Genomic DNA, 26,407 nt, shown 5'->3' on the forward strand with positions numbered 1-26,407 from the left:
CCTTCACTTTTATTGGGTTGCGAAGTTATTTATTTGTCAGGTGATTATTGGGTTGCTGGTATCGGGAAGTGGCAGCGGGCATGGTCTTTATAAAGTGGCGCTTCTTCGCGGCAACGCGGTTGTGCGTATTCGCATCGTGGGTTGAATAAACACCCACGCGGTTTATCGTTTTGCCCAGGAACGACGCCGGGGATGCTTTTTAGTTTGCCTGGTGCTGCGCGTTCAGGAAGGGCAGCTAGCAGCGCTTGTGTGTAAGGGTGCTTTGGGTGATCAAATAGGTGTTCTACATTTTGCTGCTCAACTTGTTGTCCAGCATATTGCACGATAACGCGGTCGGCTGTTTCCGCTACTACGGCCATGTCGTGAGTTATCAAGACTATCGACATCTGTTCAGTGTGTTGTAGGTCGCTAATTAAATCGAGAATTTGCGATTGAATTGTCACATCAAGTGCGGTTGTCGGCTCGTCGGCAATAAGCAGCTGAGGTTTGCATGCGATCATCATGGCGATCATTACCCGCTGACACATGCCGCCTGATAATTGGTGCGGGTAGGCCTTCATTCGTTTTTCAGGCGCGGGTATTCCGACGCGACCTAACAATTCAATGGCGACTTTTTCGCATTCTCGTTTAGTCCCTCCAACATGCTGACGTAAACTTTCTACAATTTGAAAACCAATGCGAAAACAGGGGTTAAGGCTGCTCATCGGCTCTTGAAAAATCATTGTCATGTCGTTGCCAACGATCTTTCGTCGCTGATGTGTATCTAGGCCCAATAAATTCTCGCCGTTAAAAATCATTTTATCCGCTGTAACACTGGCAGAGGTGGGGAGTAGTCCCATTAGCGCGAGCATAGAAACGGATTTTCCAGAGCCAGATTCGCCAACGATGGAGACAATCTCATTTTTATTAAATGAATAATTCACTGAGTCAACCGCACGGAAAGTCCCTTTGGCTGTGGCAAACTCTACGCTTAGATTTTCGACTTCGAGTAGACTCATCGCTTGTTCAATTCTTAAGAACGTTTCATCTTGGGGTCGAGTGCGTCACGCAAACCATCACCCAAGAGGTTGATTGAAAGCACGGCGATCAAAATGGCCAGGCCGGGAAAGGTAATTACCCACCATGCACTCAAGATAAATTCTCTGGCTTCCGCACACATCGTTCCCCACTCCGGTGTTGGCGGCTGAGCGCCCATCCCTAAGAATCCCAGTGCAGCGGCATCTAAAATGGCAGCTGAAAAACTTAATGTCGCTTGAACAATGAGAGGTGCCAGGCAGTTGGGTAAGATGCTGATGAACATTAAACGCAGTTTGCTCGCCCCAGCAACTCGACTTGCTGTCACATAGTCGCGGTTAGCTTCATTGATTGTCGATGCTCGAATAAGTCGCACATAGTGCGGTAGATAGGTAATGGAGATTGCGATCATGGCATTGCCAAGCCCGGGTTCGAGAATGGCAACGAGTACCAATGCCATAAGTAGTGAAGGCACAGACAAAATAATATCCATGATGCGCATCACAAGCGCTTCCCACCAGCCTCGGAAAAAACCTGCGGTGAGTCCAAGCACAATCCCAGCTGTCAGCGTAAAAACGATGACGATGCTGCCAATGTAAAGTGAATAACGGGTGCCATATATTAACCGTGACAGAATGTCACGGCCTACATCATCAGTGCCAAGTAAAAATTTAGTGCTTCCACCTTGTTGCCAGGAGGGGGGAGATAATAACGCTTCGCGAAATTGTTCGTTAGCAGCGTGAGGTGCAATCAGGTCTGCAAAGATGGCCAGCAAGACAATCCCAATGACAACGACGAGACCGCCGACGGCACCTTTGTTTTCGGCAAAATAAAACCAAAACTCCTTCAGCGTCGCGCGTAGAGGTGAATAGTGGATGCTTGCGTCGAGAGAAATTTCGCTGTTCATTGCTAATTATTTACGATGCGAGGGTTAATTAGGCCGTAAAGTAAATCGACGACTAAGTTTACGACCATGATAATGGAGACAATGAGCACCAACCCGCCTTGTACAACAAAATAATCTCGTCTAAAAATAGAATCGACCATCCATTTGCCTATTCCAGGCCAGCTGAAAACCGACTCAGTTAAAATTGCGCCTGCCATTAAGACGCCAACTTGTAATCCGATGACGGTAACGAGGGTGATCATGGCGTTGCGCAGTGCGTGAATGCCTACCACGCGAAAATCGCTTAACCCTTTCGCGCGCGCAGTACGGACGTAGTCTTCGTCTAATACTTCGAGCATCGCGGAGCGGGTTTGTCGCGCGATAACAGCCAATGGCATTGTGCCTAAAACAATAGAGGGAAGTACCAGGTGAGCTAGCGCTGATGTAAACGCACCTGGTTCGTTGGTAAACAATAACGTGTCAATGAGCATGAAGCCGGTGGTAGGTTCTAGCCAAATCATGGCGTCAATGCGTCCGGAGACCGGTGTTAATCCGAGATACCCAGAGAAAAACATAATCATCAGTAAGCCCCACCAAAAAATCGGCATTGAATAGCCGGTTAAGCTGAAACTCATAATGATGTGATCAAACTTGGAGCCGCGTTTCACGGTGGCGACGGTGCCGGCTGGTATGCCAATGACTATGGCAAACAATAACGCACAAATGCCTAGTTCGAGAGTGGCGCTGAAGCGTGGAATAAATTCGCTCAATACAGGTTGCTTAGTAACGAAAGACTCACCAAAATCGCCGCGTAAAATGCCGTTTAAAAACGAAAAATACTGTTGCCAAATGGGTTGATCGAAGCCGAATTCAGCCATTAATGCTGCATGACGTTCATCTGAAATTCCTCGTTCGCCCGCCAGTAACTCAATAGGGTCGCCAGGTAAAACGCGAATAAACGTAAATGCGATTAACGTCACCCCGATAAATGTGGGAATAAGTAGGGCGACTTTTTTCAGAAAAAACGTAAGCATGAGTTACTAGCTAACGACTAACGCGCGTCGCTTATATCGACGTCGACAAAATAAAAACCGCCAAGTGGATCGATTTTAAAACCGGTAACCTCTGATCGAGTCGGCACATAGACTGTTGAGTGCGCTATGGTTGCCCAGGGCGATTGTTCTTTAAAAACAACCTGTGCTTGTTCATAAATTTCTGTGCGCGCTGCTTTGTCGGAAACGACTTTGGCGTTTTGAATTAGTTCTTCAAATGGTTGGTAGCACCATTGCGCGCGATTGGCGTTGCCGACGCCGCCGCACCCTAATAACGTAGCCAGAAAATTATCGGGATCGCCGTTGTCTCCAGTCCACCCCATTAATAGTGCCCCATCGCGATTAATATCCTTAGAGCGTTCTAAGTATTCACCCCATTCGTAGGACACGATGTTTGCAGATACCCCTACTTTTGCCCAATCTTCTTGAATCAGCACAGCCATGCGGCGCGCGTTCGGGTTGTATGGGCGTTGCACCGGCATGGCCCAAATATTGGTTGCAAGATTTTCTATGCCCGCTTCATCTAGGATTTGTTTGGCTGCATCCGGATCGTAAGGTAAATCTTCGACAGCATTATTGTATGACCAGATGGTGGGTGGAATTGGGTTTTTTGCGATGACGCCTGCCCCTTGAAAGACTGCATCCAATATGGCTTCTCTATCAATGGCCATAGATAGTGCTCGGCGCACCTGTGGATTGTCAAAGGGAGGCATTTGTGTGTTGAAGGCGAGATAACCCACATTGAGACCTGGCTGTGACAGCAAATTAATGGCGGGGTCTGCTGCCATCTTTTCTAAGTCTGCCGGGTTAGGATAAGACATTACGTGGCATTCGCCCGCTTGAAGTTTTTGATAGCGAACGGCTGGGTCAGTGTTGATGGCAAAAACTAAACGATCTATAGCGGTGCGTCCTGCCCAATAATCAGCGTGAGCAACATAACGAATAAATGCGTCTTTTTGGTAGGCGACGAATTTGAATGGGCCGGTACCAATTGGCTGTAAATCAATTTTTTCTGGCGTGCCTGCGGTCATCATTTTATCGGCATATTCAGCAGACATTATGGACGCGAAATCCATTGCCATGTTGGCAATCATCGGCGCTTCAGGGCGGTTTAGGGTAAATTGGACAGTGTAGTCATCAATTGCGATAACATCTTTTAATAGTGTCGGCATGTCCATGCTAGCAAAGTATTCGTAACTGCCGCCCGATACAGAGTGATAGGGGTGTTCATTATCAAGTTGGCGTTTGAAACTAAACACGACATCCGCTGCGTTAAAATCGCGGGTTGGAGTGAAATAGTCAGTGCTATGAAATTTAACCCCTTGTCGTAAATGAAATGTGTAGGTCAGTCCATCGTTAGAAATTTCCCACGATTCTGCGAGCCCAGGTTTAATATTTGTTGTGCCGATATCAAACTCAACTAAACGGTTGTAAACATTTTTGGATGAGGCGTCGAATGTTGTCCCCGCTGTGAATAAAGCCGCATTGAAACCTTCAGGGCTTCCCTCCGAACAATAAACTAGCGTCTTTTCGATTTTTTCTGTGCCGCCGCAACCGGATATTGCGGCAACGCCGAGCATTGATAAACCAAAAAACAAGTGTTTATTCATTGAGGGTATCCTGTGTAGAGCCTTATGAAATGTGAGTAGGTTATTCAACATTAAATGACGCGCTTGTTTCTAAGCTCGGCAATCTCTGCTTCGCTGTAACCTAGTGATGTCATAATGTGATCGGTGTGTTCAGATAGTGTTGGGGCGCGATGTTTAATGGCGGTAGGGGTTTTGGATAGTTTGATGGGCGTGTTGGCGATTTTCGCTGCCTTCGGTGTGCCGGGGTAATCTGTTGCCTCAAAAGCGCTGGTCGCTGCCGCGTGTTCGTCATCCAGCGCTTCTTGTAAATCATACACTGAACCAGCAGGTAGTTTTGCTTCTTCAAACGCGGCAAGAACTTCAGCCGTTGTCCGCTCATGACACCAGTTTGCCAAGCGCTCACTGATTATTTCGCCATTATCGCCGCGAGAAATATCGTCTTTAAAACGTGAGTCGGTGAGCCAGTGGTCCTCACCCATTAATTTTGCCCAACGTTCAAACATGGCGTTGCCAACAGTTTGCACCAAGACCCAGCCATCTTTGGTTTGAAAGGTGTCACCAGGGCCACTGTTTTGGAGACGATTCATGGTGCCGTGTCGATTTAAATTTAATGCACTTTGCTCGGTTAAAAAATTGCCTGCGAAATTGAGTGCTGTACGGTACAGAGAAGCTTCCACAATTTGCCCTTGACCGGTTTTTTCTCTTTCCAATAATGCAGCCATAGTACCGTAGGCGCTGAGGCTTGCCGTACCGAAATCGACGTAATTGATTGCGGACTTCACCGGGTGATCCTGCGGGCCGGTTAAGTGCATGGCGCCAGACATGGCTTGCCCTAAACCGTCAAAGCCAAGTCGTGAAGAATAGGGGCCGCCTTCGCCAAAGGTGGAAATCCAGGTAAGGATAATGTCAGGTTTAATAGCAGTGAGACTGTCGTAGTCGATGCCCATCGCTTTAAGAGTTTGAGGCGGTAGATTGGCAATCACAACATCGGCGGTTTCCACCAAGCGACGGACAACTTCTTTGCCTTCTGGCTTAAGTGGGTTCAGGGTCATCCCTTTCTTGTTACGGCCCATTTGCAGATACGCAGCGCCAGAGCCGTCTTCGGCAACCGGGGAGGTAAATCGATCTTCACCCCCTTCGATGCGTTCGATCCGGATGACTTCGGCACCCATGTCAGATAATAGTGCGGCGCAAAATGGGCCTGCGATGTAACGACCAAAATCTAAAACTCTTACGCCGTCTAAAACTTGTGCCATGTGTACTTCTCTCTCGATGGTTGTTCTTATCTCAATGACTGCGGGCATTGTATCAAATGTGTATGACGGGGCAGTCTATATTGTTGTCGGTGTTATCGTTCGCTACGCACACGCTCTACAGCATCAAGCCATTGATCGTAGTATTGATCGCGACGTGTTTTGTCCCATCTCGGTGCGAAGCGCTGGTCGCAAGCCCAGCGCTCTGCAATTTCATCAAGGCTGCTAAAAATACCGGCTTGCAAACCAGCAAGATACGCTGCCCCCAGTGCAGTGGTTTCAATAATGGTGGGGCGGTCGACTTCTGCGCCGAGAATATCGGCTAGGAACTGCAGTAGCCAATCGTTCGCAACCATACCGCCGTCGACGCGCAATGTGGTCGGTCGACAACCATCAGCCTCCATCGCTTTTTGGAGGTCTTTGGTCTGGAAGCACACGGACTGCAAGCCAGCCGTTACAATTTCGTTAATCCCTGTATCGCGCGTTAGGCCAAATATGGCGCCGCGTGCATCGGGATCCCAATAGGGTGCTCCTAGCCCGGTAAATGCGGGTACTAAAAACACGCCATGGTCCTCAGCAGTTTTCTTGGCAAGGGCTTCTGTCTCACCGGCGTTGCTAATGAGCTTTAGACCGTCACGCAGCCATTGCACGGCGGCACCAGCAATAAAAATGCTACCTTCAAGTGCGTAGGTAACCTCACCATCTAAACGATACCCGACTGTTGAGAGCAGCTTATTTTGGGATTTAAGTGGCTGCCGACCGGTGTTCAATACTAAGAAACACCCTGTGCCGTAGGTGCTTTTGGCCATTCCCTCCTCAAAACAGGCTTGGCCGAAGAATGCGCCTTGCTGATCACCCACCATGCCCAAAATAGGAATTGCCCCCCCTAGCCATTGATCAGCGGTATGGCCAAATGCGTGAGCGTTGTCGCATACCTCAGGCAGCATCGATCTCGGAATATCAAAAAGCGCGAGGAGATCGTCGTCCCACTCTTGGGTATGAATGTTAAAGAGCGCTGTGCGGCAAGCGTTGGTGGCGTCGGTTTTGTGCGACTGGCCATCGGTGAGTTTCCAGAGTAGGTAAGTATCTACGGTGCCAAACAGTAATTGGCCTGCCTGGGCCTTTTCTCTCGCACCCTCGACATTCTCTAATATCCAATGGATCTTGCTGGCGGAAAAATAGGGGTCCAACAGTAGGCCGGTTTTATCTGCTAGGGCCGTTTCGTGGCCCTGGGCTTTCAGCGACTGACAATATTGGCTGGTACGGCGGTCTTGCCAGACGATGGCGTTGTAGATGGCCTCGCCTGTGTTTTTGTCCCACACCAACGTCGTTTCTCGCTGGTTGGTAATGCCTATTGCGCTGATGTCAGCAGCGGAGAGACCTGAATTTTGTATAGCTTCACGGCTGGTATCGATGACTGATTGCCAGATGTCATCGGGGTTGTGTTCAACCCAGCCGTCGGCGGGAAAATGTTGAGGGAACTCCTGCTGTGCACTATGTGTGGACACTGACGCGCTATCAAAAATGATTGCCCGAGAACTCGTGGTGCCTTGATCGATTGCGAGAAGGTATGCCATAGGGTGAACCTGCTTGTCATTGGCTGGATTGCCCAGCCACTCTGACCCCAAATCCTAATGAGATTGTGGGTGATTACAACCTCTATTGCGAAGTGACTCATTGTTCTCACGTGATTGTGCGTTCGTGGGTCGAATCTCGTGTCTATACTGAAAAAAGGGTCAATAGAATAGGGAGAGATGATTGTCTAAGTCGTTTTTCTGGGTGAGCACCTTATTGAATCGTGGCGTTGTCACCGCCTGTCTCCTGCTGGGGTGGGGAGTGGCGGTGTTATCGTTATTTCTGGCTGGTTGGCAGGGAGCCTTACTTTGTGGGCTGGTTTGTCTGTTGTTCACCGTTTATCTGATCGTTGTCAGTGTCAACGTTGGCAGCACTCACCACTTAGCTCAATTGCACAAGGCATTGGGCGCGGCAAATAGTGAACCTGCCGATATTTCAATGGACCTTCCTCGTGGCGCTAATGGTATGTCGGGCGCTTTGATTGATGATTATCGAGGCTTCATTCGTGTTCTGAAAGAAACATTAGAGAAGCAGCAACACGTGAATATGCAAATTGCATACATTGGCGCTGACGCGCGCAAATTGGCGACGCAAGCCCGCCAAGACACACAGCAACAGGAGCAGGTGTCCGAGCAAATATTCCATTCAAATGAGCGCGTGACTAAAGCCATCGATGGATTAAGTGAGCGGGCAAGCTCAGTGACTGAGTTAAACACTCGTCATCTAGAATCCGCACGAAACTCTTTAACCGGGTTAAGTAGCGCGTTAGACAATATAAATGTTGCTGTTGATGCAATGGTGGGTTTTGAAGCAACCGTTGGTGAATTGACCTCCAGCTCGGAGAGTATTCGAGAGTTATTAACAACCGTGCAAAGTTTTGCTGCTCAAACTAATTTGCTGGCATTAAATGCGGCTATTGAAGCTGCACGTGCCGGTGAACAAGGTAGAGGCTTTGCGGTGGTCGCCGATGAAGTGAGAACCTTGGCGGGGAAAGTGGATGCTGCGACTTCGCAAATTGATCAGCTATTAGAGGCGATGGCGAGTGCGGTGCAAAGTGCTTCGGACGGTAGTGCGTTGGCGATTTCTAATACGCAGCAAGCTCAGGGCTCAGTGGATGAGGCCACGTCTCAATTTAAATCTATGGTATCTGAATTTACATCGGCGCATGCTGACTTGGTTCATGTCAGCAACGCCGCTGAAGAATTGTCACAAATTAATGAGGAGTCGCGAGAACATAGCGCCACGATTCGGGATCTAGGTAAGCGTATCCATGATGAGTTGGAAACGTCGTTTGGTCACGCCAATGCCATGAGTGAGTTTTCCAATAGTGCGGTGCGAGATTACGTGCGGATCAAAATTGGTGCTGGCGTAATTGAGCCTGTAGTCACTTTGCTAGCTGATCGAAAACGCTACTTAGAGTCTTTGCTTGAAGACCTGGCGAGCGAAGGTGTAGACGTTTTTGACCGGAATTATCAACCCGTGCCCGAGTCGGTTAATCCCAAGCAGTATACAACAGCATGGGACAGTGTATTGCGAGATAGATTGCAAGCCACCATGGATGATTGGACTGATAGCACTAAGCATCCCGGTTTCCTTTATTGCTTACCAGTTGATGACGAAGGTTATGTGTCTGTTAATCGTAGCGCGTTATCCAAGCCACCGACTGGCAATCCAGAGGTCGACGTACAGCAAAGTCGTTACCGATATATTGCTTTGGATGCAAAGCGGGTGGAGTCAAACCGCGCTATAAAAGACATAAGTTTAACGACGTTTACCGTACTGAATGGTGACATTGCTTTCTCTGTATCATCTCCTTTGATAGTCAATGGCAAGCGCTGGGGAACCGTGAGCATTGGTGTAACACCCCAAGCGTTTGGTGTAAACATTAATGATGTTATGAATATGGCAGGCTGATTTTTTCGGTCAAAAAATAAAATGAATGGACGGGAAATACATTGAGTCAACGTGCTAATAATTGGTCAGAAGTATTGATTAAAGGTGGTGCCATGGTCGGCATTTTGGTCTGCCAACTTGGCTTGACCTTAGGTTTTGCTTGGGTAGCAGAAGGGTGGGTTCAGTATCTCGCATTAGCGATGGGGGTGACGTCTTTTGCCTTGGCGATTTGGATACGGAGATTTGTTGGCAGTGGTGCTGCAATTTCGAATTTATTGGAGGTGATGCGAGCTGCAAATGCTGATGTAGGAGATCTATCTAACAATGTTGAAGTGAATACGGGTGGGCTCACGGGAGAGGTGGCGACGGAATTTAATAAATTTATTGAGCGTGTTCGTAAAATTGTTGAACAAGACCAAATGAATAACCTAAGAATCGGTTTGGCTGCCGTGGAATCTCGAAAGCTGGCTATTGCGGCTAAAAATCATGCAAGCAAACAAGAGTCAGTATCGGATCTCAATTTTCAATCAAGTCAGCAGACTGCTAGTGCTATAGATGAATTGGCGGAGCGTAGTGCATTAATTGCTCGAGTTAATTCGAAAAATATCGAACTGGCAAAAGAGTCACTCCAGGATATGGGGAATGTTCAAAATTTGGTTGGTTCGGTATCGCAATTAATGCAGCAATTTTCCGACACGGTCGAGCGGCTAGAATCTACCTCCGATAGTATTCGCGAAATTTTAGATACCGTTCAAGCGTTTGCGGGGCAAACAAATATGCTGGCTTTGAATGCAGCCATTGAAGCTGCACGCGCGGGTGAGCATGGCCGTGGTTTTGCCGTGGTCGCTGATGAGGTTAGATCTTTAGCTGGGAAGGTAAGAGGAGCCGCAGATCAAATTGATGAATTGGTTGGCGAAATGGGGGGCGCTGTCAGTCAAACCGCCGTAGGTACTACCAATATGATTGAGAGCACCGAGCTGGCGCAACAGACAATCTCTGAATCGACACAAAAATTTTCGGAAATGATGGGGGATTTTGAACGAACGCACAGTGACTTGTTAATGATAAGTACAGCGGTTGAACAAATGTCTGCGTCTAATCAAGAGTCTCATGAGCGTAGCACCGAGATTTTAGAGCTTGGTGAAAAAATTCATCGTGATATGGAAACTATTTTTGATCATGCCGACGTGATGCGACTGACAACGAATGTTGCGCTACGAAGCCTGGTCGCCGTTCGAATTGGTCAAGGAGCGATTGAGCATAATATGGATGTGCTCATTGAGCGTAAGCGCATTTTTGAAGCAACTTTGGCTGATCTAGAAAAAAGCGGCGTCGATATCTGGGATAAAAATTATAGAGAACATGCTAACAATGGTTGGCCGAAGTATGATGTGTCGTGGTGTCAGCCGTTAATGCGCGCGACGCAACACATTATTGATGACTGGGAAAACAAAGATAATATTCTCTACTGCTTACCGGTCACAACGGATGGGTACGTATCCGTGAATAGATCGTCGATTTCGAAAGAGCCGACTGGCGATCCTAAAGTGGATAGGTTGCAAAGTCGCCACATGTATTTCGCTATCACAGACAAGAATGATCTCGCGGTTATTGGCAAGATCAACAACTTTAGTATGTCGACGTTCTTGCTCCCCGATGGCACGACAGTGTTCTCGGTATACACTGCGTTATACGTCAATGGAAAACGCTGGGGCACGCTAAATTCTGGACTGCTGCCTAGTGCGTTTGGTCTCGACAGCAGTGGCTCAGTAGAAGACCGAGTCCGCGTCTAACCGATTTGCACGACGTTGATGAGGTGAGGTGATACGGCTTTTTTGCCGAATCGTTTTAGTGAAAATATACCCGCCGCCATCGCTATGGTGGATGCAATAATCCAGATCGAAGAAAAGAGCGGGGTGGTGTTTAGTGAACCTGCTTGATAAATCAATGCGGCGATATAATAAGCGAGGCCCGTACTCCAGCTAAACACGATTAATGCATAGCGCCACCCGGCCTCTTTCACTACCGCCCCCAGCACCGCGACACAGGGTGCATACAACAAAATAAACACGAGATAAGAGAATGCGGCAAAGGCAGTGCCGAATAAAGCGGCCATATTGGTCAATGTCGCCGTTTTTACACCTTGGCTTTCTGCAACGCTTGCTGCATCTTCGCTGCCTACACCGCCTATTCCTAGCGGGTCAATTAACGCACCGCTCAAATCTTTGGCCGCTGTACCAATGGATGTAATTGCTTCACTAAATGCGCCGACAATATCGGGTGCTTCCGCTGTGCCCGCGTCATTGTTTACTGGTTCGCTATAGAGTGCATCCAGGGTGCCGACGATAGCTTCTTTTGCGAACATGCCGGTGAACAAGCCAACCGTCGCAGGCCAATTATCTTCACTTATTCCCAACGGCGAAAACGCTGGCGTAATGGTGCGACCAATCGCTGCCAATACAGAGTCTTGAGAATCTTCATGGCCGAAGGTGCCGTCGGTACTAATTGAGTTCAGCATGCTCAGTACCACAACTACAGCAACAATGTTTTTACCGGCCCGTAAGGCAAAGCCGCGCAGCCTAAACCAAGTCGTGATAAAAATGTTACGCATGACGGGCATATGATAGGCCGGCATTTCCTGAACTGATCGCGTCACTTCTCCGGGAAATAATTGGCGGCGGAATATCCAGCCTGTGCCTACGGCGAGTGCAATCCCCAACAGGTACAAAAGGAAAACAATATTTTGTCCGTTAGTAGGGAAGAACGCCGCCGCAAATAACGTGTACACGGTTAATCGTGCACCGCAGGACATAAATGGAGCCATCGCGATAGTCATTAACCGGTCGCTATCGCGGCTTAAACTACGCGAAGCCATCACGGCGGGAACGTTGCAACCAAAGCCAACAATCAAAGGTACAAAAGCGTTCCCGGGTAGCCCAATCCGGGCCATTAGGCGATCGACAACGAATGCCGCGCGAGACATGTAGCCTGAATCTTCTAGGGCGGATAGGCAAAGGTACAAAAATCCGATAACGGGAATAAACGTTGCGACTAGAGTGACGCCACCGCCAAGACCATCTGCAAGCAATGTGGTTAGCCAGGCAGGCGAGTGTATTAAATCAAGCAAGTAGCGTGTGCCATCGATAAATAGACTGGCAAATACAATATCGAAAAAGTCGATAAACACTGCGCCAACGTTCACTGCGAAGGTAAACATTAGGTACATCATTAATAGGAAAACGGGGATCCCTAAATAGCGATTGAGTACCCAGGTATCAATTTTTTCGGTAAAAGGCTGGCGGTGTGATTCAACGGTAACAACGCCATCCAGCATGCGCTGCACTTTCATATAACGCGCGGGTAAGTCACCGGGTGTGACAGGGTCTGGGGTTTCTGGCGGTGAGAGGAGATCCACACCAAGGTGTTCAGAAATACTCTCAAGCAACCCATTAACACCTTGCTTACGCGAAGCCACGATGGGGATCACAGGAACCTGTAAGCGCCCAGCTAGTTCGTCAGCATTGATGTGTAAGCCTTGCTGCTCAGCCACATCGAGCATATTCAAAGCGACAATAACGGGTAGCTGCTTCTCCAACAGTTGCTGCGTCAGAATGAGATTTCTTTCGAGGTTGCTAGCGTCGAGGATGTTGATGATTAAGGAATAATCACCCTGGTCGAGAGCATCTTGGGCGATTCGTTCGTCAATACCGACATGCGTCTGTTCGAGGTTATAAATGCCTGGGAGATCGACGATTTCAACGGATTGGCCGTCAATGGTTAGGGTGCCGGTTTTTTTCTCAACGGTAACACCTGGCCAGTTCCCGACTTTTTGATGGGCACTTGTGAGAACATTGAAGAGTGTCGTCTTCCCGCAATTGGGGTTGCCGATCAGCGCAATGCTGCTGGACATTAAGCTACCCCGGTGACCAGCGTCTCGTGATGAGTGACCAATTCTTCGACGGCAATGCTTTGCGCGTCGTCTTTGCGGATGCTCAGTAGGGTTTGACCCACTTTAATTTGCATGGGGTCGCCCATGGGCGCATAACGAAGGACATCGAGCGTTGCTCCAGGAAACAACCCTAGCGCAAACAGTCGACTTGAGATCTCTGGTGCACTCGCGATATCAGTGACGCGCCAGCGACTGCCGGGGCGGGCCTGGTGGAGGGAGTGGGCCTGTACAGAGAAATCAGAAAGCGCCATGAACATCTACCGAAGATAGAAAGGTGAAAAGAGATGCGAATTGTTATCATTAACGATAGCAGACTTGTCCTGATAATAGAAGTGTCATATTCATCTGATAGGTAAAAAATTAGGATTTATTTGTCTGACATCAAATTGAGGTTGCGATGCCAGGGAGTGTTTGTTTTTCAGCCTATGCATAATTCCTTGGAAAACTATACTGAATCGATATAAGTACTAAACCCCAACTGCGGTATTATGTCGCATCATTCCTCTTGGTGACGACCGCGTCACAATCCTGTTTATTTAGGTATTTGTAGTAGCTTCGTGAAAGCGGAGTTAAATGGTGAGTTATGCAAACCTTTCAACTGGCAAATCGTACAACGATGGCCCTCCAGTTTTACACCGTGGTTGGAGTGGTTGTGTTGCCGTTTGTGGCTTGGTGGTTAGTGCAGGGGAATTGGCAGGTATCTGCAGTTCCAGGGTTCGCTGCGCTGCTATGCGTAACAAATTATTTGGCTCATAAATATACCGGGCGTATGCCCATCTCACCGGTCGTTATTTCTACTTTGTTTGTTGTATCCAATAGTAGCGTTATCTACCTGCTGGGTGTGTCGGGCATGTTCTGGGCTTACCCCATTTTGCTTTCAGTGTACTGGGTTCACAGCCGTTCCACGGCGCTATATCTCGTTGTATTACTATTTATTATATCGGTGGGGACAGCGGCGGTCTTATTTGAGCCATTTATGGTGATCAGGTTTGGCCTCACCATTATGATGATTGCCGTTTTTTTTAACATCGCTGTTGTTCACTGGGAAAAACATGTGGGTGAGCTGGAAAGATTGACGATTACCGATCACTTAACGGGCGCTTTTAATCGTCGCTTTATGGATACCAAGTTGACAGAAATGATTGAGTGGCAGCGTCGACGTGGCACTGTGTCCACATTGATAGTGTTGGATGTCGATCACTTTAAACAGGTCAATGACAACTACGGCCACAGTGTGGGCGACAAGGTGCTTAAGGACCTAGTGAATATTCTCATCAATCGAGTGCGCTCATTGGATTATGTGTGTCGTGCTGGCGGTGAGGAATTTGTTGTCATTCTACCGAATACTCCCGAAACTGAAGCACAGTTGGTTGCGGAGGACTTGCGGTCGGCGATTTTTGAATCGGTGCTTCTCGCTGGCGGTCCCGTCAGTATTAGCTGTGGCATCAGCAGTGTGTGTTCGGGTGATTCGCCTGACTCGTGGCTCAAGCGATGTGATATTGCCCTTTACCAGGCCAAAGGCGAAGGCCGGAATCGCGTATCTGTGTCTCAACAGACTAACGTGGTGCCAAACAGTGTAGCCAGTGCCTGATTGTCTGATTCAGCTGGGTTCGGTGCTCTGCTCCGCAGTGAATGCTAGATGGTCTACTCTGTAAGTAACAGAGTCATTGGGTATCGCGGTGCAATCGCTGAATCAACAATATCAAGTTTATCGACAAGTCATTGGGCAGGTTCTGAAAGATAGTGAGAAGTTACCCAGCCTGCCCAGCGTAACCCTCAAAATTCGCCGCGCTATCAGTTCCGAGAATACGACAATTGAGCAGTTGGCGGAGCTCATTTCCAAGGATGCTGCCCTAAGTACACTGCTACTAAAGGCCGCCTCTAGTCCAATCTACCGCCGTGCCGTCACACCTAAAACTTTACCTGAGGTCATCGGTTTACTCGGATTCTCCAGTGTAAATAGCCTGGTGATGTTACACAGTGTACGCAGCGTTATGGTGTTGCGCAGTCCGTCGGTAAAAAAATTGTTTGCCCAAACATGGCGGCGCTTGGTGGTAAAAATGAGCGTCGCTGGCTTTCTCGCCAAGCAACTCAAGAGTGTCTCGGTGGATGAGGCGCAAATGGCGAGTATGTTGACGGAAGTTGGGGCGCTAGCGGTGCTTTCAGCGCTATTGGAGTTGGACGCAGCCCCAGATTCTGATACCTATGTCAGTTTGTGCCGCAACTACAGTAAATCTCTCGGTAGCATTTTATTGCAAAAATGGAATGTGGATCAGCAATACATTGACGTCGCGAAGCGCTGTGGTGATTGGGCTGATACGGATGGAGTGAGCGTGGGGTTGCTGGATGTGGTAAACCTCTCGATCTACTACGCGGTCAAGTTCACGAACAAGTCTGCTTCGCTACCTGCCATTGGTGAGCTTGCTGTATACAAAAAACTCTTGCCTGAGCAACGTCGCTGCAAACACCCCGATTGGCTTGATGTAATCTTCGACAATAAAGCTGATATTCAAGCGTTGGTAGAAAGTTTTCGTTAGTCGAGCCTTGGTCTTTGCTGTGTTATTGTGCGGCGCCCAAACCGATTGGTATGGCGAGGTTGCTTTACAACGTTGAACCGGAATTTCGTTTTATGAATAAATTTTCTGAAATTATAGGCGCTGCCCAGTGGCAGGGTGACTCCGTCACGTTTAATGTCACTGAAGATTGGGGCCAGGGGCGGACCGTCTTTGGTGGGATGCAGGGCGCGATGGCTGTAACCGCCATGCGCGGGGTTTTAGGAAATGATGTTCCCCTAAGGAGCTTGCAGGTGACATTCATCGGCCCCGTTTTTTTTGGCGACGTGACCGTCAATGCTAAAGTGTTACGTCAAGGAAAGTCGGCCACCCAGGTGCAAGCGGAAATTTACGATGACGGCAAGCTACGTTTAATCGCTGTCGGTATTTTCGGCACCGATCGACCGTCTGAGCTGGCAGACGTTCCCACTGCGGAGCCAGCGAAACGCGGTCGTGATGAGTCCCATCGGGTAAAATATGTTGAAGGCATGATGCCGGCATTTACTCAGCATTTTGAAACGCATTTTGCCGAAGGACCTAAACTATTCTCTGCCACCAAACATCCACGAGCTATCGCTTACTCAAGGCATCGCGATGACGATATGGTGACCGAGGCACATTTGGTGGCGTTAGGTGATGTAGCTCCGCCAGTCGCCATGGCGGCGTTGAGTCAATTCGCGCCCGCCAGTTCAATGAATTGGCAGCTCGAATTTGTGCAGCAGCCCAGTGCGCTGACAGATAAACCGTGGTTTCGTGTCGATGCCGAGGCTCTTGCCAGCGGTCAGGGCTACACTTGGCAAAATAGTGACTTTTGGGATGAAGACGGACGCTTGGTGATGCTGAGCCGTCAGTGTATAGCGGTATTTGGATAACGGTAGCGGGGGGGGGGCGCTGCGTTAGACGAGTTAGCGATCACCGCTTGTGGCGGGTACAGCAAACCCCAAGGCTTGGTAGACGCGCTGGACCAATTGAACGCTTTGCATGATCGAAACATGGTCGTCGCGCGCTGAAACAATACCTAAATCCGTTAGTGTAACGCTCTCATGTGGTTGAATGCCTTTCATCTCAAGGCAGCGTTTAGCGCAGTGTAACCCGCAGCCGTCGATCGTGATCACTCGCTGTTTAGTTTTGCAGGCCTGTACGATGGGTAGAATATTTGCCCCAATGCTGGATGCCGCTACCATGTCTGCGAGCCTGTTTTCACTCAGCGAAACGGCAATATCATTTGCCACCTTGGCTACCTGTGAGCCACCAGCGCACGCGACAACGGTAGGCCTTTCAGGCACCTGTTTGTTGGAGTCGTTTGAAGGCACGGCATATTACCCAGTTAAAAATTAGGGGTTATTGTGCAGAAGGGCTACTACTCTGACCTTGATGTAGATCAGGCGTGTCGGAGATACGCTCTTTTTACTCCGAAGTCGTGGATGTTCTGATGCAGGTCAACATGAGGTTCGGGTAACAACGTTACTATGCCCGCCGCTCAATGCCATTACTGACGGGGAATGTTTAAAAGATGCAAGCACCAAGCTGGGACCCAACACTGATTCAGCGTCACGACAAGTCTGGGCCGCGCTATACTTCGTATCCGACAGCGCCGCAGTTTCATGAAGAGTTTAGCCTCGAGCAGCTTGAATCGGCTATTGAGCGAAGCAATGCGAGTAGACGCCCGCTCTCGCTCTATTTCCATATACCGTTTTGCGACACCATTTGTTACTACTGCGCGTGTAATAAAATTGTTACCGCGAATAAATCACGTGCGCGACCTTATTTGGATTCGCTGTTTGATGAAATGCGCTTGATGGCGGAGAAAGTCGCCAGCGATCGTCCGGTTAATCAGTTGCACTGGGGGGGTGGGACGCCCACCTACATAAGCGATGACGAAAAGCGCGAGCTCATGGGGGTGACGCGAGAGTTATTCAATCTTCATGAAAATGATACTGGTGAATACTCTATCGAAGTACACCCTGGCCAAATGGAAGTCGGCACTATAGGTGTATTGCGTGAGCTTGGTTTTAATCGTATCAGCATGGGTATTCAGGATTTCGATCCACTTGTTCAGCGAGCCGTCAATCGCTTCAATAGTGTTGAGCAGGTGAGTGAGTTGGTGTCGGCTGCACGCCAGAAAAAATTTCATTCCATTAGTATGGATCTTATCTACGGCTTACCGATGCAAACGCTTGAAACGCTTCGAGCCACTGTACAGTCGGTTATAGAGTTGTCACCAGATCGGATATCGCTGTTCAACTACGCCCATCTGCCCCACCTGTTTAAAACGCAGAAGCAAATCGATGAACGCCAATTACCGAGTGCCGATACAAAGTTATCGATGCTTGAGTTGGCCATTACTCTGCTGACCCAAGCGGGGTACGTTTATATTGGTATGGACCACTTTGCAAAACCTGATGATGAGTTAGCGATAGCGCAAGAGAAAGGCGAGCTGCAGCGCAATTTCCAAGGCTATGCTACCCATGGGAATTGTGACATGTTTGCCTTTGGTGTCTCTTCAATCTCGGCAATCGATAATATTTATGTGCAAAATTTTAAAGATATTCCCGGCTACTCTGCGCCAATTGCGAGCGGTCAGCTACCGATGCAGAAAGGGTTGGTACTCAGTGAAGATGACTTGCTGCGGCAGTACGTCATTAACCGCTTAATTTGTCAGTTTGAATTATGCTTTGCTGAAATCGAAGATAAATTTGGTATTAATTTCACGCAGTATTTTGCAACAGAATTGCGTGAGCTGAACGAACTTACCGCCGATCACCTCATCGAATTGGCACCCACTCACGTTCGAGTAACACCTCAAGGACGATTGTTAATCCGCCGTGTCTGCATGGTATTTGATGCCTACCTGCGCCAGCCGACAAAGCAAAGTTTCTCTCGGATCATCTAAGTTGCCCTAGTGTTCGCCTGCATAACCTGTGGGCGGCAGTTGTCTGTCCTCAATGATCTGCCCCCCCCCTTACCCTGTATTACCCTTCGTTTAAATAGAACGATATGGGCGATATTTTACGATTTTAATTTATATAACCGAATATATACTGGTGTTAATTCATAGCAAGCACCTATTCAATGTCTTAAAGGGTGCGCGAAATTAAAGGAGGTTTAGCCCCGATGTATATTCGACAATCGCATGATCGTGGAACTGCCGATTTTGGATGGTTGCACAGTCGTCACAGCTTTTCGTTTGGTTCTTACTACGATGCCAATCACATGGGGTTTGGTGTGTTGCGAGTCATTAATGATGATCGTGTCGCGCCTGGAGGTGGCTTTGATACTCATGGCCATCGCGATATGGAGATTATTTCCTACCCTTTGTCTGGAGCCTTGGAGCATAAGGACAGTTTAGGTAACGGGTCGGTAATTCGCACAGGAGATGTGCAGCGAATGTCTGCAGGGACGGGTGTTTTGCATTCGGAATTTAATCCGTCCTCAACGGAGGCTAGCCACTTTTTGCAAATATGGATTTTACCTAATCAGACGGGACTTGAGCCGAGTTACGAACAGCAGCACTTCTCAGAGCAGCAGCGGAGAAACCGACTGCTTCCCATTGTGTCTGGCCGTGGTATCCCAAATACGCTGAAGATTCACCAAGACGCTACGCTCTATTCTGGCTTGTTTTCGGCTGGTCACGTCCAACAACACGCTATCAGTGGAAAGCGGAAAACGTGGGTCCATGTTGCAGAAGGGTGTGTCACCCTATCCGCAAATGGGGTGGACGAGGCAGTATTAAATGAAGGCGATAGTGTCGGATTGCAGCATGATGGGGAGCTAGTGTTCCAGGCCCAGGTCGATAGCAATCTGTTGGTGTTTGATCTGCCTGCTTAATGGCATTTTTTAAAGGTTTTATAATCATTTGGAGATTCTTATGAGTAACAAGATTTTATTTTTAGCAGGCAGCGCGCGAACGCAATCGGTGAATAAGCAATTGGCCAAGCAGGCTTACGAACTTGCCTTGAAGAAAGGCGCCTCGGCAACCTTTATTGATCTAGCGGATTTCGATATGCCCCTGTATAACGGGGACTTAGAGGCTGAGAGCGGCTTGCCTGATAACGCTATTAAGCTTAAGCAAGTATTTACTGAGCACCAGGGGTTGTTCATCGCTTCGCCGGAATACAACTCTTCGTTCTCGCCGCTGCTGAAAAATAGCCTCGATTGGATTTCTCGACCTCATCAAGAAAATGAGACGCCATTAGTGGCCTATAGAGGCAAGGTCGCTGCGCTGGCTGCTGCGGCACCAGGGCACTTTGGTGGCTTGCGTGGGTTGGTTCCGCTGCGTATGTTACTCGGTAATATCCAAGTGAATGTGCTACCGAATCAGCTGGCGGTTCCCTATTACGGAAAAGCCTTCGATGATCAGGGAAAGTTGATTGACGAGGCTGGGTTGGCTCAGCTTGATAATTTGGTCGACGATTTGATCGCTTCGGTAGAGCGTCTTTAGCGAGCGTGAGTGACCCAATTACTCGTCGCGCATGCGGCGTAGTGTAGTGATAAAGCGGCGAGCTACTGGTCCAAGGGATGCTTCATCTGGCGTTACTAAATACAGCGTCTGGTGGCGAGTTGTGCCTGCTTGTAATGGTAACTCTACAAGTTCACCGATACGGATCGCCTCATCGATCTTGGTGCGTGGTAGCCAGGCGTACCCAAACCCACGTTTGATCAAATCGATAGATGTATCTAGGTTCGTGACAGTCCAGCGCTGTTCAGCCTCAAGCCACCCAGAATCTTTACTGTGATGCTGGCCAGAATCTCGAGTTACTATTTGCCTGAAGGCTTGAAGGTCTTGAGGTGACAGCGGAGCGGGCTTGGCAGTAAGAGAGTGATGAGGGCTGGCGACTGCGACAAATTCAACCTCGGCTATTTGCTCTGGCAGGATGCCAGGCGGTGCGGACGCTGAGATAGCGACTGTCACTTCCCCTGACGCGAATAATTCGTTACTCCCTGAGAGTATGGTTTCCCGCAACTCCACTCGGGTAAACGGGTAGTGTATGGACAGTTCGTCAAAGGCTCTATAAATCACCTCGTACGGAAAAATGCTGTCTACAGCGACCGGAAAGTGGGTCTCAACATCATTTCCCAACTGCTGGGCTAGCTCCTCTATTCTCTTAACTTCATCCAAGACCAGGCTTCCGCGCCGCAACAGCAATTCTCCTGCTGAAGTGAGCGTCGTGCGTTTGCCCTGAGTGGTTACTAAAGTGACGCCAAGAGAGTCTTGCAGCTTGTGCACGGCTGTATTGATGCTTGATTGGCTTTTATGAATCGCGCTGGCGGCCTTGGCGAAGCTACCGTGTTTAATAAGGGCTTCGAGCATACGCCATTGTTCAATGGTGGTCTTCATAAAAGAGGCCGCTGGTTATCGCCGAAACATCGGGTAAATACACTAATTTACGTGTTTGGCGTGGTTTCTTGGCAAGCATAAATAAACGGCCATTGTATGGGATAGTTACACTTGGGTTAAGTAGTGTTGTTCAGGGGGGTTCCGCTTTGCGAAATATTCAGTGATTCGATAACATCTCCGCCACTGAGCGTCGAGAGCAGTCTTTTCTCCATTGAATTTCGGGCAGCTTGCCTGACTATTTTGGGTCTAGGTGATGAGCTGTTAGAGAAAGATGGGGAATATTTCACTGATACTACTGATTTATTCGAAGTCATAACAACGCATATTGATAATTAAACGCACATTCACAGATTTAGCCACAAGAGAGAATGCATATGGTCAACCAAGGTATCCGAACTGGATTATTTGTAGCGGGTTTAGTCTCCGCGGCGCTACTTTCTGCGTCCTCAGCGTTTGCTGAAGACTATGAGCCCAAGCGCCTTGCGAATGGCAAGCCGGATTTTAACGGCGTTTGGCAGGCTACTGGACGAGCCAACTACGATATTGAGCCTCATTCAGCGCGTGCTGCGATGCAGCTCCGTGAAGGTCCTTTTGTGCCAGTGCCCGCAAAGGCCGTTGTGGCTTTAGGTTCTGTTGGGTCTGTTCCTGCAAGCCTTGGTATTGTTGAAGGCGGCAAGATCCCATACAAGCCTGAAGCGCTTAAAGTTCGCGATGATAATGCGGCTAACTTCTTAGAAAAGGATCCAGAGGTAAAATGTTACCTTCCGGGTATTCCTCGCGCTAATTATATGCCGTACAGCTTTCAAATCTTCCACAATGAAGATGCGCTATTCTTTGCTTATGAGTACGCTGGTGCGGTTCGCAACGTCGTATTGGAAGATCCAGGTCCGGCACCTATTGATTCTTGGATGGGGCAGTCTTGGGCAAAGTGGGATGGTGACACCTTGGTTATTACGGTAACCGACCAAAACGGTGAAACTTGGTTGGATCGATCTGGCAACTACATTGGTTATGGTGCAACAGTCGTTGAGCGTTTTACCCAAACCGGGCCAAACACCATGGATTATGAAGCGACCATTGAGAACCCAGAGGTTTTTACCAAGCCTTGGACGATAAAAACCACCATTTACAAAATGGCGGGTAAAGATGCTCAACTTCAACAATTTAAGTGTGTCGAGTTTGTCGAAGAGCTAATGTATGGCCACCTAAGAAAGAACCCTTTGGATTGATCTAGGTCTAAATATGGCACGGTAATATCTGTCATAGTGAAACTACCACAAGATCGAACAGAATATAGACTCAAATAGAGGTAACACTCATGAAAATCAAACTTGCTCTTGCTGCAGCAGCAGCTTCATTAGCGGCTATCTATGGTGTTAGTCAGGTTAATGCTCACCACGCTTTCGCGGCAGAATTCGACGCGAACGCGCCGGTTTTATTGAAAGGTAAAGTAACGCGCGTTCAATTCATCAACCCACATTCATGGATTCATGTGAAGGCCGTTGACGAAGACGGTACTGAGACTGATTGGATGGTTGAAGGTGGTACACCTAACACTTTGCTTCGCAACGGTATTACTAAGCGTTCGTTGCCAATTGGTACTGATGTAATTGTTCGCGGTTACCAAAGTAAAGACCGTGCGTGCGAGCCAAAATGTAAAGCGAATGGTCGAGATATCACGCTTGCAAATGGCGAGAAAGTCTTCATGGGTTCATCAGGTACTGGTGCTCCAGATGATGGCGCGGAAGGCTTGAAGAAATAATTTCATTCTTCCCTTTTTAAATTTTATTCTAAGCCCGCCTAGTGCGGGCTTTTTTGTGGGCGGAATAGCGAAGCGAGTTTTGTTGAGGGGTGTTGCATTTCGCTATGATGATATTGGGGCGTGCGCATGTTTGCGGGTTGTGGGTGTGGAAATACTTTACGAGGGCTGCCCTATGAGTCATGGTTTTCGTTTTAGGGGCGTTTACTTGGTTTAAGTAAATCCATTGCTGACAAAATATCTGTGAGCCTGCAACCCAGAATTTGCCGGTCTATATAAACTCTATTTGCTTTGTTTACGCCCATAAAAAAACCACCCGAAGGTGGCTTTTAGCACTTTGCAAATGGACTAATCAGCCATAAGCCAGCAATAGCATCTCATAACAGTTGTGTACTTGGAATGCCCAGTAAATGATGCTAGCAGTGATGATAGCCAGCGAACTAGCGCCCGCAATTGTTTGCTTTTGAGCGAGGTTGTTGTCAGACATAGTGTCCTCCATTAATCAAAAAATCTGTGAAATATTTGCTTCGTGGCACTTATGAAAAACCAATCCAGCGTCCGGCTGCGGCGACTGTAAACCAAATCAGTAGTGAGCTGATGCCAACAGACTTTAATACCCAAGGTTTAATCTGTTCTAGGTCGTATTTAAGCAAGGGTTGCTTGACCAAGAAAACAAATAAAATGCCTGAAAATAAAGCGGCCATTTTTGCCCAATAGGCGGCGTTGTGATAACACTTAGTAGCAACACCGGCGAGCATAAATACGCCTGTGGCCAGAATAATGATCAAGCCAACTTTAAACCACTTGTGCGCGCCGTCGACAACTGCGCGGGCAGGTGTGTCTGTCATCGCGATATTCATGATTCGGAGGTCAGTGATAAGAACGCAGCCTCCAAGTAATGCCATGGCTAACAAGTGCGCGCTTTGGAACATCGCATACAGTCCGCCGTATGATTTAGCCGCTTGGCCTAATAATGAGGTTTCTAACCATTCGAAAAAAGGTAATAGCTCCATTGGGAACTCCTAAAAATCTGTCAGTAATTATTCGTAATCGGATTAATGTAGATCGCAGCCAACTAACCAGGTCATAAACGGACCTTGAGGGTTAGTGCAGTCAAACCAGTCATAGGCCATCAAGCGTCCCATGATGACAATCACAATCCATAGGCCAAGTGAAATCCCTGCGCCAACGCGTATGCGCTTTGGTGGGGTTGGGTCGCTATCCCAAGAATCAACAGAGTTGCTCAGTGCGCGATGGAATAACCAAGCATTAATGGCGGCCGCGAAAAGCAACACAATTTTGATGCGGAACCAAATAGTTTGTGTTTCGTGAACTGCGTTCGCGTAATACAGAATAAGGCCGGTGACGATCATAAAAGCGAAACCAATGAACATCGGTTTTGCTAGGCGATCAGCGACACTTGAAGCGCGAATGTTGGTAAAACCTACGCCAATCATTCGCAGGTCGATAATAAACAGGCTGCCCAATGAAACCATTAGCATGAGAACATGGGTGGACTCGATCCAGTTCCATAAGTAAAAGGAGCTGTGTATCGACTCGCTGCTGGGGTGAGACTCCAGCCAGGTTGAAAAGTCAAAAAGTAGTTGGTTGATCACGTTATGGTTTCTCCTGTAATGGAAGTGACTGCTTATATTGCAGCTTTGAAAAATTAAAACGTTTTTTCGTTTTTGTAGTTTTCTCTAAACTCAATTGCCTTGCTAAAAAAGCCGGTCGTTTCTAATTTGAGTGTCACATCATTCAATGTGCGATTTTCCCAATACCAGCCGTGAAGTCCAGAAAATGGTGCAGTATAAGAACCCTGTTCTCCGTTACTTTGACGCTGGTCAAATGATGGAGAGTATTCCATTGGGTCCACGCCATCTTTCTCTGCATGTAAATCAAATTTTAGCTGATCTGTCCCGGACCACTCGAACAATAAAGTAGCACCTTCTTCAAGACGGTACTTGTATTCTAGCGATTCGAATGGCGCTAGCGTAAATTCAAAAACATCTTCACTAGCAGGTTTTTCTTGAGTATGAAGAACGCCAACGTTTTGCTCTTCTGACATTCCTGTTATACCCAAAAGCTTTCCAGTGCCTAAGGGATCTATATTAAATTCTGCCGGTAAAATGGCAGTCATTAAAATAGTGCCTGCAACAATTGAGGACGCTATGGTAGCAAATACTATATGCCGGTTAGGCGAGTTTTTTTGATTTAACTCAGTGTTCATTGCAATGATCTGTTCCTGCTGGTGGGGTTTTGTAATTGTTGGTTAGGGAGTGTTAATACAACCAAAAACCGACAAGTTGGTAGCCGGTCAAGAGAAAGCCGCCGGTCATTAATACTGAGTTCGCGAGAAATGCATGCTTGTTGAAGTGTTGGCTTTGTCGCCAGCGAAACAACAGCAATAGAATAGCGGATAGGGCCAACATTTGCCCGATTTCAACGCCCAGGTTAAAACTAATGATGTTTGCAATCAGTCCGTTATCGCTTAGTTCAAACTCTTGAATTTTTGTCGCAAGACCTAGTCCATGAAATAACCCAAATATGCCTACAGCAACTTTGGTGTTGGGGTTGACACCCATAAGGCGTCGAAACCCGCCCATATTTTCAAATGCTTTATACACTACTGACAGGCCGATAATGGCATCGATGAGATATGCGTTAACGTTTAGTCCGCCAAGTACACCCAGTAGCAACGTTGCGCTGTGCCCAAGGGTAAAGAGTGTTACGTAAATGACAACATCCCTTAATCGATACAGGAAAAATACGACACCCACTAAGAACAGCAAGTGGTCGTAGCCGGTCACCATGTGTTTTGCACCTAGGTATAGGAAGGGTGCAATCGCAGCACCCTCCACTCCTTCCACAAATTGAGCGTTGCTATCTGAGATATTGTGGGCGAGTGCGCTGCATGTCAGTAGTGTCAGAAGTGAGGTGAGACCTGCATTGCTTAGTGGCTTTAGATATTTCACGGTGTTTATTCGTCGGCGTCATCGTAGGCATAGCGGGTGTGGCAAGCCACGCAAACTCGATAGAGCTGTCCACCTAAGTCGAAGATGGCTTGTTTGTTACGCTCCTGAGAGGCGGTGATAAGTGCTGACCCGGTATCGATGATCGCCTGTGAATAGGCTGTCCAATCCTCTCCTCGGCCATCAATACCATCAATACGGCCCGGAATCATTAACAGGTTTCCAGCTTCTGTGACCACGGCAGACGCGTAGACAAGGTTGTTCCACCCCTCTTCGGTGGTTGGCCATAACTCTTTCTCGCCTTCTGCTGTAATATCCCAGCCAGCAGAACCCCAAATAACGTCAGCGGCGGGGTCGAGGAGGATGTTCATTGATTCCATCATGGATAGATGCGGCCGGTAAGGTGTTTGCTGAGCCGCTTCTTCGGAGCAGCCAGCTATTAATAGTAGTGCAAGGGCGGGTACTAAACGGCGCATGGAAATTCCTCTCTCGGTGGAATATTGTAAGTAGTGGCTATTAATTTAATTTATGGCGAGATGTTCTAACAAGTGCCCTATGCTGTTCAAGGGGTGTAG

General features: G+C 48.1%; 26 protein-coding genes. 10 read left to right on the top strand and 16 right to left on the bottom strand.

What is annotated here, in order from left to right; genetic code table 11:
- Nucleotides 1-44 precede the first annotated feature (44 nt).
- The 6 genes from ACZ5NB_RS02580 to glpK all read right to left on the bottom strand — a co-directional run bounded on the left by ACZ5NB_RS02580 (nt 45) and on the right by glpK (nt 7,371).
- Nucleotides 45-998 carry an ABC transporter ATP-binding protein gene (locus tag ACZ5NB_RS02580; RefSeq protein WP_460231290.1) on the bottom strand — a complete coding sequence of 318 codons (954 nt, stop codon included), beginning with the start codon at nt 996-998 and terminating at the stop codon, nt 45-47.
- A gap of 14 nt (nt 999-1,012) precedes the next feature.
- Entirely contained in the window at nt 1,013-1,921 is a 909-nt protein-coding gene (locus ACZ5NB_RS02585; protein WP_460231291.1) for an ABC transporter permease subunit, read from the bottom strand.
- Between the two features lie 2 nt (nt 1,922-1,923).
- The gene (locus ACZ5NB_RS02590) at nt 1,924-2,934 is read right to left on the bottom strand and encodes an ABC transporter permease subunit (RefSeq protein WP_460231292.1); all 1,011 of its coding nucleotides are present in this window, start codon (nt 2,932-2,934) and stop codon (nt 1,924-1,926) included.
- 17 nt (nt 2,935-2,951) lie between these two features.
- Nucleotides 2,952-4,562 (bottom strand): ABC transporter substrate-binding protein, encoded by a 1,611-nt coding sequence (locus ACZ5NB_RS02595; RefSeq protein WP_460231293.1) that lies wholly within the window; start codon nt 4,560-4,562, stop codon nt 2,952-2,954.
- Between the two features lie 50 nt (nt 4,563-4,612).
- Nucleotides 4,613-5,797 (bottom strand): CaiB/BaiF CoA transferase family protein, encoded by a 1,185-nt coding sequence (locus ACZ5NB_RS02600; protein WP_460231294.1) that lies wholly within the window; start codon nt 5,795-5,797, stop codon nt 4,613-4,615.
- Between the two features lie 92 nt (nt 5,798-5,889).
- A complete protein-coding gene (gene glpK / locus ACZ5NB_RS02605; protein WP_460231295.1) occupies nt 5,890-7,371 on the bottom strand; it encodes a glycerol kinase GlpK in 1,482 nt (493 codons plus the stop codon).
- Nucleotides 7,372-7,552: 181 nt separating this feature from the next.
- Between glpK and ACZ5NB_RS02610 the strand changes: the two genes are divergently transcribed.
- A complete protein-coding gene (locus tag ACZ5NB_RS02610) occupies nt 7,553-9,283 on the top strand; it encodes a methyl-accepting chemotaxis protein (protein ID WP_460231296.1) in 1,731 nt (576 codons plus the stop codon).
- Between the two features lie 41 nt (nt 9,284-9,324).
- Nucleotides 9,325-11,055, top strand: coding sequence for a methyl-accepting chemotaxis protein (locus ACZ5NB_RS02615; RefSeq protein ID WP_460231297.1), 1,731 nt, complete (start codon nt 9,325-9,327; stop codon nt 11,053-11,055).
- Here the strand turns inward: ACZ5NB_RS02615 and feoB are convergent.
- On the bottom strand, nt 11,052-13,172 hold the full coding sequence (gene feoB / locus ACZ5NB_RS02620) for a ferrous iron transport protein B (protein WP_460231298.1): 2,121 nt from the start codon (nt 13,170-13,172) through the stop codon (nt 11,052-11,054). The two genes, ACZ5NB_RS02615 and feoB, sit on opposite strands and share 4 nt — an antisense overlap.
- Nucleotides 13,172-13,462, bottom strand: a complete 291-nt coding sequence (locus tag ACZ5NB_RS02625) for a FeoA family protein (protein WP_460231299.1) — start codon at nt 13,460-13,462, stop codon at nt 13,172-13,174. Before ACZ5NB_RS02625 ends, feoB begins: the two co-directional genes overlap by 1 nt.
- A 332-nt stretch (nt 13,463-13,794) precedes the next feature.
- Between ACZ5NB_RS02625 and ACZ5NB_RS02630 the strand changes: the two genes are divergently transcribed.
- From ACZ5NB_RS02630 to ACZ5NB_RS02640, 3 genes are all read left to right on the top strand, one after another.
- Nucleotides 13,795-14,802 carry a GGDEF domain-containing protein gene (locus ACZ5NB_RS02630; protein ID WP_460231300.1) on the top strand — a complete coding sequence of 336 codons (1,008 nt, stop codon included), beginning with the start codon at nt 13,795-13,797 and terminating at the stop codon, nt 14,800-14,802.
- Between the two features lie 88 nt (nt 14,803-14,890).
- On the top strand, nt 14,891-15,748 hold the full coding sequence (locus ACZ5NB_RS02635; RefSeq protein ID WP_460231301.1) for an HDOD domain-containing protein: 858 nt from the start codon (nt 14,891-14,893) through the stop codon (nt 15,746-15,748).
- 92 nt (nt 15,749-15,840) lie between these two features.
- Entirely contained in the window at nt 15,841-16,635 is a 795-nt protein-coding gene (locus ACZ5NB_RS02640; protein ID WP_460231302.1) for a thioesterase family protein, read from the top strand.
- 33 nt (nt 16,636-16,668) lie between these two features.
- On the opposite strand, the gene ACZ5NB_RS02645 is transcribed toward ACZ5NB_RS02640, so the two are convergent.
- Entirely contained in the window at nt 16,669-17,076 is a 408-nt protein-coding gene (locus tag ACZ5NB_RS02645) for a putative zinc-binding protein (RefSeq protein ID WP_460231303.1), read from the bottom strand.
- A 200-nt stretch (nt 17,077-17,276) separates the two neighbouring features.
- On the opposite strand from ACZ5NB_RS02645, the gene hemN reads away from it, so the two are divergent.
- From hemN to ACZ5NB_RS02660, 3 genes are all read left to right on the top strand, one after another.
- Complete coding sequence (hemN, locus tag ACZ5NB_RS02650) at nt 17,277-18,656, top strand: oxygen-independent coproporphyrinogen III oxidase (RefSeq protein WP_460231304.1); 1,380 nt, start codon at nt 17,277-17,279, stop codon at nt 18,654-18,656.
- 221 nt (nt 18,657-18,877) lie between these two features.
- Complete coding sequence (locus ACZ5NB_RS02655) at nt 18,878-19,591, top strand: pirin family protein (RefSeq protein ID WP_460231305.1); 714 nt, start codon at nt 18,878-18,880, stop codon at nt 19,589-19,591.
- Between the two features lie 40 nt (nt 19,592-19,631).
- Nucleotides 19,632-20,204 (top strand): NADPH-dependent FMN reductase, encoded by a 573-nt coding sequence (locus tag ACZ5NB_RS02660; RefSeq protein WP_460231306.1) that lies wholly within the window; start codon nt 19,632-19,634, stop codon nt 20,202-20,204.
- An 18-nt stretch (nt 20,205-20,222) separates the two neighbouring features.
- Here ACZ5NB_RS02660 and ACZ5NB_RS02665 read toward each other — a convergent pair whose 3' ends face one another.
- Complete coding sequence (locus ACZ5NB_RS02665; RefSeq protein WP_460231307.1) at nt 20,223-21,101, bottom strand: LysR family transcriptional regulator; 879 nt, start codon at nt 21,099-21,101, stop codon at nt 20,223-20,225.
- 374 nt (nt 21,102-21,475) lie between these two features.
- Between ACZ5NB_RS02665 and ACZ5NB_RS02670 the strand changes: the two genes are divergently transcribed.
- Nucleotides 21,476-22,330 carry a hypothetical protein gene (locus ACZ5NB_RS02670; RefSeq protein WP_460231308.1) on the top strand — a complete coding sequence of 285 codons (855 nt, stop codon included), beginning with the start codon at nt 21,476-21,478 and terminating at the stop codon, nt 22,328-22,330.
- Between the two features lie 89 nt (nt 22,331-22,419).
- Nucleotides 22,420-22,863 carry a DUF6152 family protein gene (locus ACZ5NB_RS02675; RefSeq protein WP_460231309.1) on the top strand — a complete coding sequence of 148 codons (444 nt, stop codon included), beginning with the start codon at nt 22,420-22,422 and terminating at the stop codon, nt 22,861-22,863.
- Between the two features lie 349 nt (nt 22,864-23,212).
- Here ACZ5NB_RS02675 and ACZ5NB_RS02680 read toward each other — a convergent pair whose 3' ends face one another.
- The 6 genes from ACZ5NB_RS02680 to ACZ5NB_RS02705 are packed head-to-tail and all read right to left on the bottom strand — an operon-like array spanning nt 23,213 to nt 26,308.
- Nucleotides 23,213-23,347 (bottom strand): hypothetical protein, encoded by a 135-nt coding sequence (locus ACZ5NB_RS02680; protein ID WP_460231310.1) that lies wholly within the window; start codon nt 23,345-23,347, stop codon nt 23,213-23,215.
- Between the two features lie 49 nt (nt 23,348-23,396).
- The gene (locus ACZ5NB_RS02685) at nt 23,397-23,873 is read right to left on the bottom strand and encodes a DUF6644 family protein (protein WP_460231311.1); all 477 of its coding nucleotides are present in this window, start codon (nt 23,871-23,873) and stop codon (nt 23,397-23,399) included.
- Between the two features lie 42 nt (nt 23,874-23,915).
- On the bottom strand, nt 23,916-24,476 hold the full coding sequence (locus ACZ5NB_RS02690) for a DUF6644 family protein (RefSeq protein WP_460231312.1): 561 nt from the start codon (nt 24,474-24,476) through the stop codon (nt 23,916-23,918).
- A gap of 53 nt (nt 24,477-24,529) precedes the next feature.
- Nucleotides 24,530-25,090, bottom strand: coding sequence for a hypothetical protein (locus ACZ5NB_RS02695; RefSeq protein ID WP_460231313.1), 561 nt, complete (start codon nt 25,088-25,090; stop codon nt 24,530-24,532).
- A gap of 52 nt (nt 25,091-25,142) precedes the next feature.
- Entirely contained in the window at nt 25,143-25,835 is a 693-nt protein-coding gene (locus tag ACZ5NB_RS02700) for a HupE/UreJ family protein (protein ID WP_460231314.1), read from the bottom strand.
- A 5-nt stretch (nt 25,836-25,840) separates the two neighbouring features.
- Complete coding sequence (locus ACZ5NB_RS02705) at nt 25,841-26,308, bottom strand: hypothetical protein (protein ID WP_460231315.1); 468 nt, start codon at nt 26,306-26,308, stop codon at nt 25,841-25,843.
- Nucleotides 26,309-26,407: the final 99 nt, after the last annotated feature.

The sequence above is a fragment of the Aurantivibrio plasticivorans genome (assembly GCF_055392955.1).

Excerpts from the sequence above, each read along its gene's own strand:
- ACZ5NB_RS02580 (WP_460231290.1), bottom strand. The coding sequence starts at position 998 with ATGAGTCTACTCGAAGTCGAAAATCTAAGCGTAGAGTTTGCCACAGCC.
- ACZ5NB_RS02585 (WP_460231291.1), bottom strand. The coding sequence starts at position 1,921 with ATGAACAGCGAAATTTCTCTCGACGCAAGCATCCACTATTCACCTCTA.
- ACZ5NB_RS02590 (WP_460231292.1), bottom strand. The coding sequence starts at position 2,934 with ATGCTTACGTTTTTTCTGAAAAAAGTCGCCCTACTTATTCCCACATTT.
- ACZ5NB_RS02595 (WP_460231293.1), bottom strand. The coding sequence starts at position 4,562 with ATGAATAAACACTTGTTTTTTGGTTTATCAATGCTCGGCGTTGCCGCA.
- ACZ5NB_RS02600 (WP_460231294.1), bottom strand. The coding sequence starts at position 5,797 with ATGGCACAAGTTTTAGACGGCGTAAGAGTTTTAGATTTTGGTCGTTAC.
- glpK (WP_460231295.1), bottom strand. The coding sequence starts at position 7,371 with ATGGCATACCTTCTCGCAATCGATCAAGGCACCACGAGTTCTCGGGCA.
- feoB (WP_460231298.1), bottom strand. The coding sequence starts at position 13,172 with ATGTCCAGCAGCATTGCGCTGATCGGCAACCCCAATTGCGGGAAGACG.
- ACZ5NB_RS02625 (WP_460231299.1), bottom strand. The coding sequence starts at position 13,462 with ATGGCGCTTTCTGATTTCTCTGTACAGGCCCACTCCCTCCACCAGGCC.
- ACZ5NB_RS02630 (WP_460231300.1), top strand. The coding sequence starts at position 13,795 with ATGCAAACCTTTCAACTGGCAAATCGTACAACGATGGCCCTCCAGTTT.
- ACZ5NB_RS02640 (WP_460231302.1), top strand. The coding sequence starts at position 15,841 with ATGAATAAATTTTCTGAAATTATAGGCGCTGCCCAGTGGCAGGGTGAC.
- hemN (WP_460231304.1), top strand. The coding sequence starts at position 17,277 with ATGCAAGCACCAAGCTGGGACCCAACACTGATTCAGCGTCACGACAAG.
- ACZ5NB_RS02655 (WP_460231305.1), top strand. The coding sequence starts at position 18,878 with ATGTATATTCGACAATCGCATGATCGTGGAACTGCCGATTTTGGATGG.
- ACZ5NB_RS02660 (WP_460231306.1), top strand. The coding sequence starts at position 19,632 with ATGAGTAACAAGATTTTATTTTTAGCAGGCAGCGCGCGAACGCAATCG.
- ACZ5NB_RS02665 (WP_460231307.1), bottom strand. The coding sequence starts at position 21,101 with ATGAAGACCACCATTGAACAATGGCGTATGCTCGAAGCCCTTATTAAA.
- ACZ5NB_RS02670 (WP_460231308.1), top strand. The coding sequence starts at position 21,476 with ATGGTCAACCAAGGTATCCGAACTGGATTATTTGTAGCGGGTTTAGTC.
- ACZ5NB_RS02675 (WP_460231309.1), top strand. The coding sequence starts at position 22,420 with ATGAAAATCAAACTTGCTCTTGCTGCAGCAGCAGCTTCATTAGCGGCT.
- ACZ5NB_RS02680 (WP_460231310.1), bottom strand. The coding sequence starts at position 23,347 with ATGTCTGACAACAACCTCGCTCAAAAGCAAACAATTGCGGGCGCTAGT.
- ACZ5NB_RS02685 (WP_460231311.1), bottom strand. The coding sequence starts at position 23,873 with ATGGAGCTATTACCTTTTTTCGAATGGTTAGAAACCTCATTATTAGGC.
- ACZ5NB_RS02695 (WP_460231313.1), bottom strand. The coding sequence starts at position 25,090 with ATGAACACTGAGTTAAATCAAAAAAACTCGCCTAACCGGCATATAGTA.
- ACZ5NB_RS02705 (WP_460231315.1), bottom strand. The coding sequence starts at position 26,308 with ATGCGCCGTTTAGTACCCGCCCTTGCACTACTATTAATAGCTGGCTGC.